The following is a 16,805-nucleotide window of genomic DNA, read 5'->3' as shown; positions in this document are numbered from 1 at the left end:
TGGTCAGTTAACCGGGGTCGCAACGTTAAGTCAAGCGACTGATTTAAAATGGGCCGAGACGTGCGCGTACGGAAACGCCAAGAGCCGCCCGGTGCTCGAACACGGGCGGCGGCAGGGCGATCCTGGTCAACCCTTGATGGCGCCCTGGGTGATGCCGTTGACGAAGCTGCGCTGGAAGATGAGGTACACGATCACGATCGGCGCGACGACGATCAGGCAGGCCGCCGCCAGCAGCGGGATGTCGGTGGTGTACTGGCCGACGAAGAGCCCCAGGCCGCCCGGCGCCGTACGCCGGTCCGGGTCCTGCATCATGACCAGGACCAGCATGAACTGGTTCCACGACCACATGAAGTACAGGACCGACAGCGTGGTGATCTGCGGCCACGAGATGGGCAGCAGCACCCGCGCCAGCACGATGAAGTCCCGGGCGCCGTCGATGCGGGCCGCCTCGACGAGTTCGTCGGGGATGTTGGAGAAGTGCGTCTGCATCCAGTACACGCCGAAGGGCATGAACAGCGCCACCTCGGCCAGGATGATGCCGACGTAGGAGTTGGTGAGGCCGACCTCGCGCAGGTTGAAGTAGAGCGCCACCACGATGACCTCGATCGGCAGCGTGAGCCCCAGCACGAACCCGAACGACAGCGCCCGGTTGCCCCACACCTTCAGGACCGTCAGCCCATAGCCGGCCAGCGTGGCGAACGCCACCGCGATCGGCACAACGAAGACCGCGATCAGCAGGCTGGAGCGCATGAGGGCGGTGAAGTTGCCCCGTTCCCAGGCCAGGGCGAAGTTCTCCCACGACCACCGGTCCGGGATGCTCAGCCCGCTGAGCTGCGAGCCCGGAGGATGCAGGGCGGCCAGGACGATGCCGACGAACGGCACCAGGATCATGGCCGCCATCAGGACGAGCACTCCGTACCGGATTCCGACACCGCCGCGCATGCTCAACTCTCATCCCTGGTGAAGTATCGGACGGCACCGACGACGGCGATCACGATCACGGTCAGCACGACGGCCAGCGCGCTGGCGCCGCCGATGTTCCCCTCGTTGAAGGCCAGCCGGTAGACCAGCAGGCCGGGCACATTGGTCTGCCCCGCCGGGCCGCCGTTCGTCGTGGTGAAGACGAGGTCGAAGCTGGCCAGCGCGGCGATCGTGGTGATGACGCCGGCGATCGTGATCTCCTTGCGCACCCCGGGCAGGGTGACGTGCAGGAACTGCCGGTACGCCCCGGCGCCGTCGAGCGTGGCCGCCTCGTACAAGGACGGGTCGATCTTCTGCGCGCCGGCCAGGAAGAGCATCATGCACAGCCCGCTCATCACCCAGGTCCCGATGAGCCCGAGCGCGACCAGCGCCAGGCCGTAGTCGCCCAGCCAGGCGCGGGTGATCACCCCCAGCCCCACCAGGTCGAGGACCTGGTTGACGACGCCGGACTCGCTGTAGAGCCACCGCCAGGTGATGCCGACGGCCACCAGCGGCAGCACCTGGGGAAGGAAGAACACGGTCCGGAAGAACGTCATCCCCCGGCGTACCTTGCCCATCAGCAGGGCCGTCATGAACAGCCCGACCCCGATGGGGATGAACGAGAAGAAGACGATCAGTAGGAGGCTGTGCAGGATGGCCTCGTACAACGCCGAATCACGGAAAATCTTGACGTAGTTGTCCAGGCCGGCGAAGGTCGCGGGCAGGATGCCGTCCCAGTTCAGCAGCGACAGGCGCACCGTGTTCAGCGCCGGCCAGATGGCGAACCCCAGGTAGGCGGCGAGCGCGGGCAGCACGTACAGCCAGCCGCGGGCCCGTCCGCCACGCCGGGGCGGGCGAGCCCGCCCGCTGTCGGCCACCCGCTCCCCGCCGCGGGCCAGGGTGGCCCGCGGCGGGGAGATGGACGTGCTCACATCACGAGCCATGGTGTCCGTCCCACGACTCCTGCAGGGAGCTCAGGAAGTCGTCGACGGTCATCTTGTCGCTGAGAAGCCCCTGGATGCCGGGGGTCAGCTTGTCGATCATGCCGGGCGAGGCGTAGTCGGGGAAGGGGACGATCCCGTTGGCCTGCGCCACCGGCGTGAAGGCGGTCGCGATCTCGCCGCGCAGTCCCTGGGCGCCGAGCTCGGCCTTGGTGTCGACCGGCATGAACCCGCCGTCGAACTCGATCTTCGCCGCTTCCGGCGAGCTCAGGTAGTCGAGGAACGCGGCGGCGACGTTCGGGTGCTTCGTCTTGGCCGAGATGGCGTAGGCGACGCTCGCCCCCGAGGCGACCTTGGCCGGCTCGCCCGATGCAGTGGGCATGAGGAAGAAGCCGGCGTCGGCGCCCAGCTCCTTCTCCACGGCGGTGGCGCCCCAGTTGCCGGTCACCAGGAACGCGCTCTTGCCCTTGGAGAAGTTCGCCAGCGCGTCGGGGTCCGCCGTGGCGCTCGCGCCCGCGGGGAAGAAGCCCTTCTTCGACCAGTCGATCAGCGTCTGGGAGGCCTTCTTCGCGGCGTCGGTCTTGATCGTCCCGCCCGGCTTGCCGTAGACCCAGCTCCGGTAGGCGTCGACGTCGCCGGTGACGTTGAGCAGCGCGTTCCACAGGTGGAAGCCGCCGACCTGCAGCGCGCCGAGGCTCAGCGGGGTCTGGCCGGCGTCCTTCACCTTCTGCATCGCGGCCTCGAACTCGGCCAGCGTCTTCGGCGCCTCCTTGACCATCTTCTTGTTGTAGTAGACGCCGACCACCGACAGCCCGCCCGGCACGGCGTACAGGCCGCCGGTGCCGAACTGCTTGGCCGCCTTGTCGGAGCTGAGGACCTCGAGGCTGGAGGGCGGGAACTTGCCGGTCCACCCGTACGCCTTGTTCCACGGGCCCAGGTCCAGGATGAGGCCGGCCGGGACCAGGGAGTTCATCGCACCCGGGTTGTACTGCGCGATGTCCGGGGCCGCGTCCGACGACATGGACAGCTTGATCGACTTGACGTAGTCGTTGAACGGCGTCATCTGGGGCTTGATCGTGACGTTCGGGTGCTTCTTGGTGAAGCCGTCGATGAGGGTCTGGGTGGGAGGATCGTTGCTGTAGGCCAGGGTCAGCGTGACCGGGTCGTTGGGGATGGTCGTCGATACGTCGATCTTCTTCGCCGCGTCCCCGCTCGGGGCGGCGGTGCCGCCGGTGCCCGCGCAGGCCGTCAGGGTGAGTGTCGCCGCGGTGCCGAGCGCCACGAGCGCCTGCCACCGACCTGGTGTTGCCATGTGCATGACCTTTCGCCTATCTCCGAGTCGCCAAACTCCAACCGGGTTCTTCAACGGACCTCCTGGCGGCCGCTTCTCACCAGGTCGAACCTGGTTCGCTCGATCTCCTCCAGCGAGTGACGCAGGGCCCCGTGGACGACGGCGTCGTCCTGGAGAGTCGAGACCTCCAGGGCCGGCTGGTCCAGGGGCTGCTCGGCCAGGTGCCGCCGGACCGCGGCGAGCAATGTCTCGCCGCATCTGGCCAGCGGCCCGCCGATGACCACGAGCCGCGGGTCGAGGATCGCCCGGATCGCCGCGACGCCCTTGGCGAAGCGGCGGGCGACCACGTCGAGCGCGTCCAGGGCCGAGGGTGTGCCGTCGACGACGGCGTCCAGCACGGCGTCGAACGCCCGCTCCCCCGCCGCTTCGAGCCGGGCCCGGAAGGCTGCGTCGCCGTCACGCTCGGCCGCCGCCTTCGCCAGCCGGACGATCTCCTCGCCGCCGACCCAGTCCTCGAACGGGCCGAGGCCGTGCGGATGGCGGGGCTCGGGGGGAGTGGCCGCGAACAGGTCGAGAAAGCCCACGTCACCGGCGTCGTTGGAGGCACCGCGGTAGAGCTCGCCGTTCAGCACGATGCCGGCGCCGACGCGCTCGCCCCAGTGAACCATCACCAGCGAGTCCTCGCGGCGTTCGGAATCCCGCCACCGCTCGCCCTGGGTGGCCAGCTTGACGTCGTTGTCCAGGTAGACCGGGCAGCCGAGGGCGTCCTTCATCCGGCGATGGAGAAGGTCGCCGGTCAGGCCGGGCATGCTCGGGATGAGCCGGATGATCCCGGTCGCCGGGTCGACTATGCCGGGTGTGCCCACCGAGGCGAACCACAGGTCGCCGGTCGTGATGCCCGCCGCCTCCAGCGTGCGTGCCACCGCGGGCAGCAGTGTCTCCACCACCTGCTGACCATGGGAACCGCCGCAGAGTTGCACCGCGTCGGCGGCGGCGACCGTACCGGCCAGGTCCGAGACCGCGACCCGCAGCTCCTGCGGGCTGATCGAGAGGCCCAGCACGTAGCCCGCCTCCGCCCGGAAGCGGACGAGCTGCGCGGGCCGTCCGGCCCTGCTGGAGTCGCGATCGAGGGAGCCGAACTCGACGAGTCCCTCCGCGGCCAGCGCGTTGAGCGAACGGGTGACCGCCTGCCGGGAAAGCCCGACCGCCTTGGCCAGCGCGGACACGCTCATGCTGGTCTCGGTCCGCAGCCGCCGCAGGATGGCACCCGCGTTGACCTCACGCATGAACTGCGTGCCAACGGCGACCACCTGCTCCATGACGTCTCCCTGGTCTCGACTTGCGGGTACGCTAGCATAATAATTATGGACCGTACGGAACTAATTCGTCGAGGGGTGTGACCTGCGATGTCATCCGGTGACGACGAGCAGCCCCCGCCGTGGGCGGACACCGTCAGCGGTCTCGCCCACCGCGTTCTCGGGCCGGTGGCCGAGTCGATCCGCTTCGTCACGCGCGAAGGCGCGGGGCGTGGTTATGAGTACGAGGCGAGGGACGGAGCGCTCACCGTCGCCGCGACGGACGGCGTGAGCGCTGCGGTCGCTCTCCATCACTATCTGCGGGAATGCTGCGAGCTGTCCGTGGGCTGGGACACCGTGCTGCCGTTGCGGCTGACGTCCCTCGCGGACAGCCCGCCCCGGCAGGGCTCGGCGCGGGTCCAGGACGGCTACTACTTCAACTTCTGTACGTTCAGCTACACCATGCCGTACTGGGACTGGGCCGACTGGGAGCGCGAGATCGACTGGATGGCGCTGCACGGCATCACCATGCCGCTCGCCATCACCGGCCACGAGGCCGCGCTGCACGCCGCCTACTCCCGCCTCGGTCTCGACGATCACACCATCCGTGGCTTCCTTGGCGGGCCAGGCTACCTTCCATTCCAGTTCATGGGGTGTATGGATGGCTTCGCCGGTCCGCTCCCCGCGTCCTGGATCGACAGTCATCGCGAGCTCGGGGCGCGCATCCTCGACCGCGAGCGCGCCTTCGGCATGACGCCCGTCCTTCCGGCCTTCACCGGACACGTCCCGCACCAGATCGCCGCGTCGTCGCGGGCCGCGCGCCGCGACTGGCAGGGGTTCGAGACCTGGGTCCTCGACCCGGCAGACCCGCTCTACGAGCGGCTGAGCACCGAGATCGCCCGCGCCCAGATCAAGCTCTTCGGCACCGATCACCTGTACGCCGCAGATCCGTTCATCGAGATGATCCCGGTCGACGCCGACCCCTCCTTCCCCGGGGCCGTGGCGACGGCGACGCTGGCCGGGCTGCGGGCCGCCGATCCGGACGCGGTCTGGCTCATGCAGGCCTGGCCCTTCTCCTACCAGCGGGACTTCTGGACCGAGGACCGCGTCACCGCCTTCCTCGACGCGATCCCGAATGACCGGATGCTCGTCGCGGACCTGTGGGCGGAGTACGACCCGCTCTGGGAGCGCTTCGAGGAGTTCTCCGGCAAGCCCTGGCTCTGGTGCGCGCTGCTCAACTTCGGCGGCCGCACCGACCCGGTCGCCGACCTGCGGGCGGTGCCGGCCGCGATCGACACCGCCCTGGCGGCGCCGAACCCGCCCACCGGCCTCGGCCTGTCCATGGAGGCCACCCGCAACAACCCCGTCTTCTTCGAGCTCGTGACGGACCAGATCTGGAACCGGGTCACCGACCTCGACGCCTGGCTCGACGCCTTCGTCGCCCAGCGCTATGACAGGAGCGCGGCCGCGCTGCGGACCGCCTGGCGCGGGCTCCTGAACACCGTCTACGACACCCGGGGCCTGCGGATCTACCCCGCGCAGTTCAACGGCATCCTCACCGCCAAACCCTCCTACGCGGGGATGGCCGAGGCGCGCGCCAACGTCACCGGCACCCTCTGGTACGACCCGACGGAGCTGGCCGCGGCCTGGGAACGGATGATCGAGGTGGCCGAGCACGATCACGACCTGGTGACCGGTCCGCTGGGGCACGACCTCGTCGAGGTGGGCATCGCGTTCATGGTCAGGGTCGCCGACCGCTACTACCTCGACGCCGTGGAGCGGTCGGCCGCGCTCGGTACGGCCAGCCGGCCCCATGTCGACCGGTTCCTGCGCGTCTTCGATGACCTGGACCGGATGCTGGCCGCTCGCCCCGAGTACACCTTCCAGCGCTGGGAGTCGAAGGCCCTGTCGTGGGCGACTGACCCGGCCGAACGCGACGTCCTGCGGGACAACGCCCGCCGCATCATCACGGTCTGGGGCACCTCCTCCAGCCCCCTGCTCGACGACTACGCGGGGCGGCACTGGAGCGGGCTCGTCGGCGGCTATTACCGCGACCGCTGGGAGCTGTGGGCGCGTGGCCTCAACGACGCGCTCGCCACGCCCGGCGACGGCCCCGATGCGGACCTGGACGAGCGGCTCCGTGACCGGGCCGAGCTCTTCCTGCGGGAGGGCCCGGCGGCGGCGCCGCAGGACCTGGGCGACCTCGCCACGGAGTCACGCCGCCTGTTCGCCGCCTACGCGGACCAGGCCGACTCGCTTGCCCAGACGTACAAGCAGGCCGGCTCACTTACCCCGACGTACGAACACGATCGATGAGGAGAACGATGCCCCAGGTGGTACCTCCGACCGAGCGCCGGAACCCACGCACCGCCGACATCGACACCCTGGAGTCCCGCGAGGTCCTCCGCCTGCTGCGAGAGGAGGACGCCCGGGCGGTCGAGGCCGTCGGCGCGGCCGGCGACCAGCTCGCCCGCGCGGTGGACGAAGCACATCTCCGGCTGAACCGGGGCGGAACTGTGCACTACTTCGGCGCCGGCGCCTCCGGACGGCTGGCGGTGCTGGACGCCACGGAGATCACGCCGACCTTCGGGGCGGCGCGTGGCCTGTTCACCGCCCACTTCGCCGGTGGGCTCGCCGCCGTCACCGACTCCTCCGTCGACCAGGAGGACGCCGAGGCGCTGGGCGCCGCCGACGCCGCCGTCCTCGACGAGGCCGGCGTGGCGATCGGGATCACGGCGTCCGGGTCCACCCCGTACGTGGCGGGCGCGCTGCGCGCGGCCCGCGCCGCCGGCGCCCTCACGGTGCTGGTGACCTGCAACCCGGACGCTCCGCTCCGCGAGCTGGCCGAGATCAACGTCGTCGCCGCCACCGGGCCGGAGGCGCTGACCGGCTCCACCCGGCTCAAGGCCGGTACGGCGACGAAGGTGATACTCAACTCGTTCTCGACGGCTCTCATGATCAAGGCGGGCCGGACGTACGGCAACCTCATGGTCGGGCTGGTCGCCACCAACGCCAAGCTCGGCGAGCGCGCGGTGAGCCTGCTCGTCGAGGCGACGGGTGAGGAGGAGGCGAGCTGCCGCGCGGTCCTGGCCGACGCGGGCGGCAACATCCCGGAAGCGCTCGTACGGCTGCTCACCGGCTGCTCGGCCGAGCAGGCGCGGACCGCGCTGGAGCGGCATCCGGGCGTCCGTGCGGCCGTCGCCGCGCTGGCGGACGCCGGATGAACCTGGCGGGCGTGGACGTCGGCGGTGGCGGGATCAGGGTGCGGATCGAGGCGGGCGGGTCGATCGTGTCCGGGGACGACGCGTCCCCGGTGCCGCGCGTTCAGGGCAGGGTCGACCTCGATCGGCTCGCGGCGCGGATCATCCGGGTCATCCAGAACGCCCTGGGCGGCCGGGAGCTCGACCGGTTCGCCGGCATGGCGATCGGCACGACAGGACTGCCGGGCCTGGTCCCGGACCCGAGCACGCTCTGGCACGCCCTGCGCGGGCGGTTCGGCCTGGGCACGCTCGTGGTCACCGGTGACATGGTGACCACGCACGTCGGCGCGCTCGGGTTCCGGCCCGGCGTCGTCGTCGCCGCGGGCACCGGCGTCATCACTCTCGGCACCGACCTGGACGGCGTCTGGAACCAGTCCGACGGGTGGGGATACCTGCTCGGCGACCACGGCGGCGGCGCCTGGATCGGGATGCGCGGCCTCCACGCCGCTCTGCGCGCGCATGACGGCCGGGCCGGCGGGTCGCCCGCGCTTCTCGAACGCCTGACGGCGCACTTCGGGCCCCCCTCGGAGCTGGTGGCGCTGGTGTACGCGGCGGGGTCGGCGGCCCACCACTTCGCCTCGTTCGCACCGGCCGTCGGCGAGGCGGCCCGTGACGGGGACCCGGTGGCGCGGCAGATCTGGACAGAGGCCGGCCGGCAGCTCGGCCAGACCGCGCTGGCCGCCGCGTCCGGGCTCGACCCGGTCTTCTCCTGGGGCGGCCGGCTGTTCGACGCCGCGGATCTGCTGATGGAGCCCTTCCAGAGCACTGTCCGTACGCTGCTTCCCGAGGCTCGTTTCGAACCGCCGCGAGGCAACTCCGCCGACGGCGCGCTCGCCCTGGCGCGGGCCGCCGCCGACGGTTCGGTACGGCCGTACCACCCCTATGTCTACGTCTTCACCGAGGCGTCACAGGATCGGCCGAACAGCGGACGAACAGGCGGTACGGAACGGCGCCGAGCATCGGCGGCGGCCCCGGAGAAGATGACCTGATGAAACTGTCGGTGCCCGAGTGCACACTGAGCGTATGTCTGACGAGCCTCTCGAACTCGGCGAGATCTCCATCGCCGACTGGCACGCCCACACCGACAAGATGGCGGAAGTCAGCTTCCTGACCATCGCCCGCCGGCTCCCCTCCCTCGTGCGCCAGGCGCTGCGCATGGCCTGGGGAGCCAGCCCGCGCGACACCCTGGCCACCATCGCGCTCAACCTGCTCGGCGGGGTGTTCACCGCCTTCGGGCTGCTGGCCACGACCGGCGTGCTCGCCGCCCTGTTCAGCCAGGGTCCCACCCCCGACCGCGTGATGGCCGCGCTGCCCAGCCTCGCCCTCGTCGCCACCGCCGCCGCCCTGCGCACCGCCATGCAAGCGGGCGCCGGCTGGGCGGAGTCCCGCCTCACTCCCCAGATCGCCCGGCACACCGAGGAGCGGCTCTACGGCCTGACCAGCCGCGTCGACCTGGTCGCCTATGACGACCCCGACTTCCACGACTCCCTCGAACGCGCCAACATGCGGGGCGTGGCGGTGGCCGACTCGGTGGTGTCCTCGGCCATCGACGTGGTGACGGCCGTGGTCGGCCTCGCGGCCGTGGCCGGGGTGCTCGGTGTCCTCCACCCGGTGCTGCTGCCGCTGCTCCTGCTGGCGGTGCTGCCCGACGCCTGGGCCGCGGTCCGCAGCGCACGGATGCGCTACTCGACGATGTACTCCCTCATCCCGGCCCGCCGCCGCAAGTGGATCATTGCCGAACTGCTGGCCGAGCGCGAGGCCGCCGCCGAGGTCCGCTCGTTCACGATGCGCGGCTTCCTGCTGCGCATGTACGACGCGGTGGCCAAGGCCGAGCAGGAGGTGCTCCTGCTGCTGGCCAGACGGCAGACGGTGGCCCGGCTCGTGGGCGAGGCCTTCGGCGGCCTGGGCACCGGCGTGGTCTACGTCGCGCTCGGCATCCTGCTGGCCATCGCCGCGATCCCGCTCGCCGTGGCGGGCACCGCCGTCCTGGCGATCAGATCCGGTCAGCAGTCCCTGAGCAGCCTCATGTACGCCACCAACCGCCTCTACGAGCAGGGCCTCTACTTCACCGACTTCCTGGAGTTCTGCGCCGACGCCGAACGCCGGCTGCCCGGCCCCCGCCCGCTCACGGCGCCCGAGTCCTTCCAGTGCATCGTCGCCGACAAGGTGTCCTTCACCTATCCGGGCGCCGACGAGCCCGCGCTCTGCGAGGTGTCCATCGAGATCAAGCGCGGCGAGATCGTCGCCTTCGTCGGCGAGAACGGCTCGGGCAAGACCACCCTCGCCAAGATCCTCTCCGGCCTCTACGAACCCGACAGCGGCACCGTCGCCTGGGACGAGATCGACCTGAAAGACGTCAAACCCGACGACCTCCGGCTGCGCACCGCGGTCATCGCGCAGGACCACACCCGCTGGCCGCTCACGGCCCGCTACAACATCACCATGGGCACCGACAAAGGCGAAGCGGCCCTGCACTCGGCCGCCGAGGTGGCCGGGGCCGACGTGGTCATCGGCGACCTCCCCCACGGCTACCGCACGCTGCTCGACCGGCGCTTCAAGGACGGCCACGAGCTGTCCGGCGGCCAGTGGCAGCGCATCGCGGTGGCCCGGGGCTTCCACCGCGACGCGGCGCTGCTCATCTGCGACGAGCCGACCGCCGCCCTCGACGCCCGCGCCGAGCACGCCCTGTTCGAACGCATCCGCAGCCACTCCGACGGCCGCACCGTCCTGCTCATCACCCATCGGCTGGCCAGCGTCCGCTACGCCGACCGCATCTATGTCCTGGAGCACGGCAAGGTGACCGAGCAGGGCACCCACGACACCCTCATGTCACTGGACGGCCTGTACGCCGACCTCTACACCCTCCAAGCCAGCGCCTACCGATAACCGCGGAGCAACGGCGGCGACGGCGAACCACACGCCGTCGTCGCCGGCCGTCATACGCAGAACGTTCTCAGCACCACTGGTGACGCGATACGCAGAATGTTCTCAGCACCGCTGGTGACGGCGACCGGACACGACACGGGCCTTGCGGTGGCGCTTGGCGGGCAATCAGCCGATTCTGTCGTGGACCACACCGTCCATGTCGCCGCCCCAGACGTCGTCGTCCTCGTGGAGCCAAGTGGCGGATTCGCGCTCTTTGTCCTCCTGGCCGCTCGCACCGGCCATCCCGCTCATCGGCATGAAGGGGGAGCCCGTCCCGTTCGTGGCGGTGGCCCGAATACCGTTGATCGTCGCCGGGGCTCCCGATCCACTGCCCATGCCGGCGCCGGGATTGCCGGGGTCGGTGGCCGCGGAGTGGTTCGGGCTCTTGGGGGTGGAGTGGATCGGACCGCTGTCCGAGTCGATTGGGCGCTGGAAGTCTGCCAGCTTGGTATGCAGGTTGGTAGGCCGATCCAGGGCGCTCGTGGGATCGTTCGAGCCGTGGGTGGGGTCGCCAGGCGATGTGTCGTTGCCGTTCGCGTCGAGGATGGCCGGCCAACGGGGTGCGTTCGTGCTGCCCGGGGCGGCGTCGGACGATCGGCTGTCCGGCCCTTGGCTGAGGTCCGCCCTGTCCCGGTCCTCGGGATCACCAGGGAAATGGGCGCGCTCGCCATGCGGTGCGGAAGAGTCCGCGCCGGCAGGTAACGCAGGGCCGCCGCCTGAGCGGTCAGTGCCAGTGGGGCTTATATGGGAGGGGGAGCGGTCGGAGGCTCCGGCGGACGGCCTCTCGCCGAATCTGTAGTCGACCGTTTCGGGCTTCTCATGCGGTGCCACCGGATAGGCGATGGCGGGCAGTTCCATCTCCACCGTCTTGGGAAGGGTGCTGTAGATCGCCTCGAGGTCCTTGCTGAACGCTTCCAGCTGCAGTCCTGCCAGCTTACCCAGATTCTTCCAGGTTAAATCCACGCCATGCTTGCCCGACTGCAGGACTCCGTTAAAAATGAGGTCGCCGTGACCATCGCGCCTGAAGCCGAAATTCGAGGTTTCGCGCTCCGCCTCCGGAAGTTCGCCGTCGATGGACTCCTGGTGTTGGCGTACCACTCCGGCCAGGGTCTCGAGCGGACGGCCCATCGCCAGCAGCTTGTCAGAGAGTTCGCCGAGCGCTATGTAAAGAGTTCTCAGGGCCCGCTGTGCCGTTACGGAGGCCTTGCCCTCCCAGACCTTAGCGAGAGCCTCGGCTTCCTGTCCGAGCACCCATTGGGCGTTGGCGACGACCGAACACGCGTCCACGTAGGAGGCGCCGGCATCCTGAATCTCCTTGACGCTGATGCCCTTGATGAAGTCCCTGACCTCCTCAAATCTGCGGTCGTCGTTATCGATCGTCCAGTCCTCACCGCGGGAGGGCTTGAGCCAGTGTGTCTTCTTGTCGGTCTTCTCGACCATGGGTGGCTAGGCTCCGTCCGTGTTCGCGTCGCTGACGTCCTTGTATTTGCCCGCACCGGCGTCGAGCAGCGCAATCGCGATATCGAAGTTCTTGTGGACCTCTCGATAGATCGTGGTGAACTCCTGGTGGCAGGTCTCCAGCATTTTGGCGAACGTGCGACCGCCCTCCCACCGGGCAACGCTCTGCAACTGGGTCCTCAGCTCCTCGAGCGCGGCGTACTTGGTCAGATCATCGATGGAGCCCTGGCCGGCGGCCAGGCTGCTCCCCTTGGCGCTGCCGCCTTCGCCGGTGAAGCGCCCCAGCGCCTCTCTCAGCGCTTTGGCACTTTCCCTGATCACCTTTTCGTTGTAGGTGACGCCATCTCGCTCCGCCTCCAGACCCGGCCAGCTGTCTTCCAGGGCCTTGGGTGGTATCGATTCTGGCGCCATGCTCACGCTCCTAAATCGCGCTTGAGTCGTCGATTGCGAATATCCCGTTGGCCCATGACGCAGTGCTCAATGGGCGCCCATTAAATCTCGGCCTCGGCGCCCCTGATGCGACCGCTACCCCAAGCTCGGATACCTCCGCCGGGGACAGGAGCATGCTGCGGCGACGCTTCCAAAGCGAACTTCTCGCCTTGTCTGATCAACCCGCCGAGGCCTTTGACAAGGTCAGGGAGCAAGACCGAGAGAGATTTGCCAACATCAAAACTCCTGATTATCAGCCCAGAACTACTTCCTCAAATATCCGTGGAAGATCGGGTCGGGTGAGTATCGGCCTGGCGACAGGCCGCCGCACACCTCACAGCGCCGGAAACGACGATACACCATTATAGAGCGAGTGCTCTGTTATTTGCGAGCACACCCCGCCCTCGGGTTCATGATCTCGATCGGTTGCCGAACGTCGCCGAACGACTGGTGGCCGAGGGTCGGCTCGCCACCAGGCCGAGGCGGATGAGGCTGTCCGCGGTGTCGGCGATGGCGGTCTCCGGGGCGCGCGGCTGCCAGCCGAGGACCTCACGAGCCTTGTCCGCGTGGACGAGCGGGGTGCGGCCCAGCTGGTCGACCATCGCCCGCAACTCGGGATTCGTCCGCGCCGCGGCCCTGACCTGCTCGTCGGCGAGCTCCAGCTTCGGCACCTTGGCCGCGAGCTCGCCCAGATGGTCGCTCAGGATCCGGGCGGCGTGCAGGAAGCTGATCATCTCGCCGCTGCTGGCCAGGAACCGCTGTCCGGCCGCGGCGGGGTGGATCATGGCCCGCACGTGCAGGTCCACGACGTCCCGCACGTCCACCACGCCGAAGAAGACACGGGGCGCGACCGGCATGTCCCCGTCGAGCATCGTCTTGACGAGCATGGTGGAGACCGACAGGTGCGGGCCGAGCAGCGGACCAAAGATTCCGGTGGGGTTGATCACGGCCAGTTCGAGGTCATCGGCCTCGGTCCGCGCGAAGTCCCAGGCCGCGCGCTCCGCGATCGTCTTCGACCTGGTGTAGGCCGTGTTGTCGTCGGCGGGGTCGGTCCAGTCGCGCTCGTCGTACTCGTCGCTCGCCTTACGGCTGTACCCGACCGCGGTGAACGACGAGGTCATCACCACCCGCGCCACACCGGCGTCGCGGGCGGCACGCAGGACGCGCAGCGCTCCGTCCCTGGCCGGGACGATCAGCTCGTCGTCGTCCTTTGGCTGAGCGGCGGGCAGCGGCGATGCGACGTGGTGGACATAGGCGCAGCCCGCCGTGGCCGTGGCCCAACCGTCGTCCGCGGACAGATCGGCGTGGCAGACGTCGAGCCGATCCCCTGGATCGGCGCCGGCCGCGGCCACCGCCTCGCGGAGGCTGGTTTCGCGGGCGGGCGAGCGGACCGTGGCGCGCACGCGGTGACCGTCGAGCAGCAGCCGGCTGACCAGGTGCGAGCCGACGTGGCCGCTGCCACCGGTGACGAGAATGGGGTCGTTGAGCCGGCGACTGTCCGTTCCTGATGACGATCTCGTGGTCGGCATGTCGTCCCTCGTTGAAGGAGGAAGGAGCGAGGTTTTGGCGTAGACCGTGCGGTCTTCGGGCCCGGTGTCGCGTACGGTCCACGGCCCGATCTCGAGGCTACTTCGAGCGGGAGCAGTTGTCAGAACCTCGTCTCGTGCGAACTTCGCGGCTCATTCGTCCATCCAACCGTGCATGACCACACACACGATGACCCGTACCGTATTGGGCACGACCCTGGCCGCAGGGCTGGTGCTGGGCGGCCTCGCGCCAGCGGCGCACGCCGCGACCGCGCCCGCCACTTTCGGCCCTTCCGGATACGGGGGCATCACGCTGGGGATGAGCACAAAGGCGGCCAAGGCCAGCGGCAAGATCACGCCCGCCGACGGGGCCGGCGTCTCCCCCACCTGCACCGGCTGGAGCCTGAAGGCTCACCCGGTAGGCCGCGACTCCGTCGGCCTCTTCATCTCCAAGAAGCACGGCGTTGCGGTGATCTTCGCGCCCAAGGGCGCCAAGACCCCTGAGGGCATCGGACTGGGCTCCACGTACCGGCAGATCAAGAAGGCCTATCCCAAGCTGAAGACGGCCGCCAGCGGCTACCCGTACGTCGACATCCCCGGCAAGGCGCATGCTTACTATTCCTTCCTCCTCAACAAGGGCAAGGTGTACGAGATGGCGCTGGGGCTCCACAAGCAGGACTGCGTCAACTAACCCGGGGCGGGGCCTCGCCTGACCGGCCCCCATGTTTCTAGTCGGTCTGTTCGGAAAGTGGGAGTTTCCGGGAACCGATGAGAAAGGCATGGACATGGGCGCCGATGACAAGATCCGGAACAAGGCGGAGGAGCTCAAGGGCCGGGCGAAGGAGGCCCTCGGAAAGGCCACCGACGACGAGGACCTGCGGGCCGAAGGGCGTACAGAACAGGCCGAGGGGGGCCTCAGACAGGCCGGCGAGAAGGTCAAGGACGCCGGCAAGAAGGTCAAGGACGCCTTCAAGAAGTAACGGCCACGACGAACACCTCCGGACATGGGGCCGCTCTCGCGCTTGACCGCGCGAGAGCGGCCCCGACGCTGTGACGATCACCAAGTCAGTCGAGCTCGGCTCCGGAGTTGGCTTCGCCGCTCTTGGACGCGTCGGCCTCCCCCGTCCGGTCCACCTGGATCCGACCCTCCGGCGCCTTCCCCGACGCCCCGCTGTTGGCGCGGCCACCGCGACCGGCCATGGCCTGCCCGGTGTTCGACGTCCGCACATCGGTCTGGGGCGGGAGGACCGGGAGCGCCGCCCACACCGCGACTCCGACCGCGTCCAGCGCCGCCAGGGCCGACAGGGCGCTCGCGATCTTGTCGTGGCGTCCCACCGCATCGCCACCAGGACCACCGCCACGGCGCCACCACCGCGGCCGTCACCGCCACGACCAGCACCCACCGGCGCGGCCTACAAGGGCCAGCGGCCGCCCCAGCCCAGCCCGGCCAGCCTGCACGTGCAGATACTTTACGTAGTCACATATTAACGTTCTGTGGATTATGTGCTTCTATGAGACCTAAACGCATCGGCAATTTCTCCCGAGAAGCCGCGCCGGTGGAGGATTGTCATCCCGCAGGGGAAAATCCATACATGCACATGCATCTGCACCTGCGCGGCAGGTCGCGAACCGCCATAATCTAGGGCGGCGATGGACGAGCACCGCCGAAACGGCGATCCGTCCTGACGCCAGCCTGAGCCTCCCACTAGATCAACAGACGAAAGGGGCAGTTCCCGCCTTACCTATCCGGACATTGACGTCGCCGAGGTCGACCGAGCGCCGCACGCTTTCTCCGATCTCGATCCATCGGACCGAAATGAGAAAGAAGTGAGCATCACCCTGCGCATCGCGCTCTGCTTAACCATCGACATGCTTCTCTCGCTGGTGATCGCACTCATAGCCTTCATCGTGGCGAGAGAGAATGGGGTGCCGATGGTAGGAGCCCTTGGATGGAGCGGGGGTACGTTCATCGCGACAGCCACCCTCGTCACCACGATCATGAACCACACAGGGGCATTCGACCGAGGGCAGAATAGCCCCTAGCGGGCGATCGATTCGCCCAGCCGTCTCGCTCCAGCCGCTTCACGGCTCAGTTAGGGAGACCCGCCTCCGCGCGCGGGGTGGGCCACCGGGCGTCCGATAGCCCACCGCGTCGGGGCGGCTTTACCAGGCAGCCGGTGGCCCACCCAGCTATGTCGGGTAACCGGGGAGCCGGTGGCCCGCCCACCCCCGGGGCGTGGGTTACAGGGCGGCCGCCAGCTTCTTGAGGATGGCGGCTCGGGCCGGGGTGAGGGAGCGGCTGATGACAGCGGCGTTCACCTGCGTGACATACGCGTGGATGGCGGCGGCCTTGGCCGCGGCGTCGCCCATCTCCTCGACGCCGCCGAGCGCGCCGAGGACGGTCGCTGCTCCCGGTGGCCATAGTGCGGCCGTCGGGAGTGAAGGCCACGGCGTTGACGGCATCGATGTGCCCGGTCATCGGCCCGCCCAGCGGCCGATGTGAGGCGACGTCCACAACCGGACGGTCTTGTGGTGTACGAGCGTGCCCCGGAGGGGGTCGCGCAGCACGGCAACCATGGCATTGCGGGCAGCCTGACTCTCGTGAACCCGCCAGCCCGCCACCGCCAGCAGGGCCATGGTGCCGGGTCGGTCCTGCTGACGTTCTGGCTCTCCGTACCCAATCGCCGGGAAACCGCCAGGGCGTCGAGGAAGCGCCGAGG

Annotated in this window: 16 protein-coding genes; 7 read left to right on the top strand and 9 right to left on the bottom strand. The window is 69.1% G+C overall.

Features of this window, described 5'->3' with window-relative positions; all coding sequences use genetic code 11:
• Positions 1-126: 126 nt before the first annotated feature.
• The 4 genes from AB0C30_RS31300 to AB0C30_RS31285 are packed head-to-tail and all read right to left on the bottom strand — an operon-like array spanning position 127 to position 4,511.
• Positions 127-942 (bottom strand): carbohydrate ABC transporter permease, encoded by an 816-nt coding sequence (locus AB0C30_RS31300; RefSeq protein ID WP_357951414.1) that lies wholly within the window; start codon positions 940-942, stop codon positions 127-129.
• Positions 943-944: 2 nt separating this feature from the next.
• The gene (locus AB0C30_RS31295; protein ID WP_357951412.1) at positions 945-1,904 is read right to left on the bottom strand and encodes a sugar ABC transporter permease; all 960 of its coding nucleotides are present in this window, start codon (positions 1,902-1,904) and stop codon (positions 945-947) included.
• Positions 1,894-3,213 (bottom strand): extracellular solute-binding protein, encoded by a 1,320-nt coding sequence (locus AB0C30_RS31290; RefSeq protein ID WP_357951410.1) that lies wholly within the window; start codon positions 3,211-3,213, stop codon positions 1,894-1,896. Before AB0C30_RS31290 ends, AB0C30_RS31295 begins: the two co-directional genes overlap by 11 nt.
• A 50-nt stretch (positions 3,214-3,263) precedes the next feature.
• Positions 3,264-4,511 carry an ROK family transcriptional regulator gene (locus AB0C30_RS31285; RefSeq protein WP_357951408.1) on the bottom strand — a complete coding sequence of 416 codons (1,248 nt, stop codon included), beginning with the start codon at positions 4,509-4,511 and terminating at the stop codon, positions 3,264-3,266.
• An 87-nt stretch (positions 4,512-4,598) separates the two neighbouring features.
• On the opposite strand from AB0C30_RS31285, the gene AB0C30_RS31280 reads away from it, so the two are divergent.
• From AB0C30_RS31280 to AB0C30_RS31265, 4 genes are read left to right on the top strand one after another with little or no spacing between them, the layout of a single operon-like run.
• Entirely contained in the window at positions 4,599-6,803 is a 2,205-nt protein-coding gene (locus AB0C30_RS31280; RefSeq protein WP_357951406.1) for an alpha-N-acetylglucosaminidase TIM-barrel domain-containing protein, read from the top strand.
• An 8-nt stretch (positions 6,804-6,811) separates the two neighbouring features.
• A complete protein-coding gene (locus AB0C30_RS31275) occupies positions 6,812-7,711 on the top strand; it encodes an N-acetylmuramic acid 6-phosphate etherase (RefSeq protein ID WP_357951404.1) in 900 nt (299 codons plus the stop codon).
• Positions 7,708-8,736 (top strand): BadF/BadG/BcrA/BcrD ATPase family protein, encoded by a 1,029-nt coding sequence (locus AB0C30_RS31270; protein ID WP_357951402.1) that lies wholly within the window; start codon positions 7,708-7,710, stop codon positions 8,734-8,736. Before AB0C30_RS31275 ends, AB0C30_RS31270 begins: the two co-directional genes overlap by 4 nt.
• A 34-nt stretch (positions 8,737-8,770) precedes the next feature.
• The gene (locus tag AB0C30_RS31265) at positions 8,771-10,633 is read left to right on the top strand and encodes an ABC transporter ATP-binding protein (protein WP_357951400.1); all 1,863 of its coding nucleotides are present in this window, start codon (positions 8,771-8,773) and stop codon (positions 10,631-10,633) included.
• A 165-nt stretch (positions 10,634-10,798) separates the two neighbouring features.
• Here AB0C30_RS31265 and AB0C30_RS31260 read toward each other — a convergent pair whose 3' ends face one another.
• The 3 genes from AB0C30_RS31260 to AB0C30_RS31250 form a co-directional block, all read right to left on the bottom strand.
• A complete protein-coding gene (locus tag AB0C30_RS31260) occupies positions 10,799-12,112 on the bottom strand; it encodes a hypothetical protein (protein ID WP_357951398.1) in 1,314 nt (437 codons plus the stop codon).
• A 6-nt stretch (positions 12,113-12,118) separates the two neighbouring features.
• Complete coding sequence (locus AB0C30_RS31255; protein ID WP_357951396.1) at positions 12,119-12,541, bottom strand: hypothetical protein; 423 nt, start codon at positions 12,539-12,541, stop codon at positions 12,119-12,121.
• A 428-nt stretch (positions 12,542-12,969) separates the two neighbouring features.
• A complete protein-coding gene (locus tag AB0C30_RS31250) occupies positions 12,970-14,088 on the bottom strand; it encodes an NAD-dependent epimerase/dehydratase family protein (RefSeq protein WP_357951394.1) in 1,119 nt (372 codons plus the stop codon).
• A gap of 172 nt (positions 14,089-14,260) precedes the next feature.
• On the opposite strand from AB0C30_RS31250, the gene AB0C30_RS31245 reads away from it, so the two are divergent.
• Together AB0C30_RS31245 and AB0C30_RS31240 are read left to right on the top strand one after the other, a co-directional pair.
• Positions 14,261-14,776: a hypothetical protein gene (locus AB0C30_RS31245; protein WP_357951392.1), complete on the top strand. Its 516-nt coding sequence runs from the start codon at positions 14,261-14,263 to the stop codon at positions 14,774-14,776.
• A gap of 94 nt (positions 14,777-14,870) precedes the next feature.
• The gene (locus AB0C30_RS31240; protein WP_357951612.1) at positions 14,871-15,065 is read left to right on the top strand and encodes a CsbD family protein; all 195 of its coding nucleotides are present in this window, start codon (positions 14,871-14,873) and stop codon (positions 15,063-15,065) included.
• 85 nt (positions 15,066-15,150) lie between these two features.
• Here the strand turns inward: AB0C30_RS31240 and AB0C30_RS31235 are convergent, their stop codons facing one another.
• Positions 15,151-15,420 (bottom strand): hypothetical protein, encoded by a 270-nt coding sequence (locus AB0C30_RS31235; RefSeq protein WP_357951390.1) that lies wholly within the window; start codon positions 15,418-15,420, stop codon positions 15,151-15,153.
• A gap of 492 nt (positions 15,421-15,912) precedes the next feature.
• Between AB0C30_RS31235 and AB0C30_RS31230 the strand changes: the two genes are divergently transcribed.
• A complete protein-coding gene (locus tag AB0C30_RS31230; protein ID WP_357951388.1) occupies positions 15,913-16,128 on the top strand; it encodes a hypothetical protein in 216 nt (71 codons plus the stop codon).
• A gap of 198 nt (positions 16,129-16,326) precedes the next feature.
• Here the strand turns inward: AB0C30_RS31230 and AB0C30_RS31225 are convergent, their stop codons facing one another.
• Positions 16,327-16,548, bottom strand: a complete 222-nt coding sequence (locus AB0C30_RS31225; RefSeq protein WP_357951386.1) for a hypothetical protein — start codon at positions 16,546-16,548, stop codon at positions 16,327-16,329.
• Positions 16,549-16,805 lie beyond the last annotated feature (257 nt).

The sequence above is a fragment of the Nonomuraea sp. NPDC048901 genome (assembly GCF_040649695.1).
Lineage (GTDB): Bacteria > Actinomycetota > Actinomycetes > Streptosporangiales > Streptosporangiaceae > Nonomuraea.
This window is presented reverse-complemented; position numbering and strand designations above follow the sequence as displayed.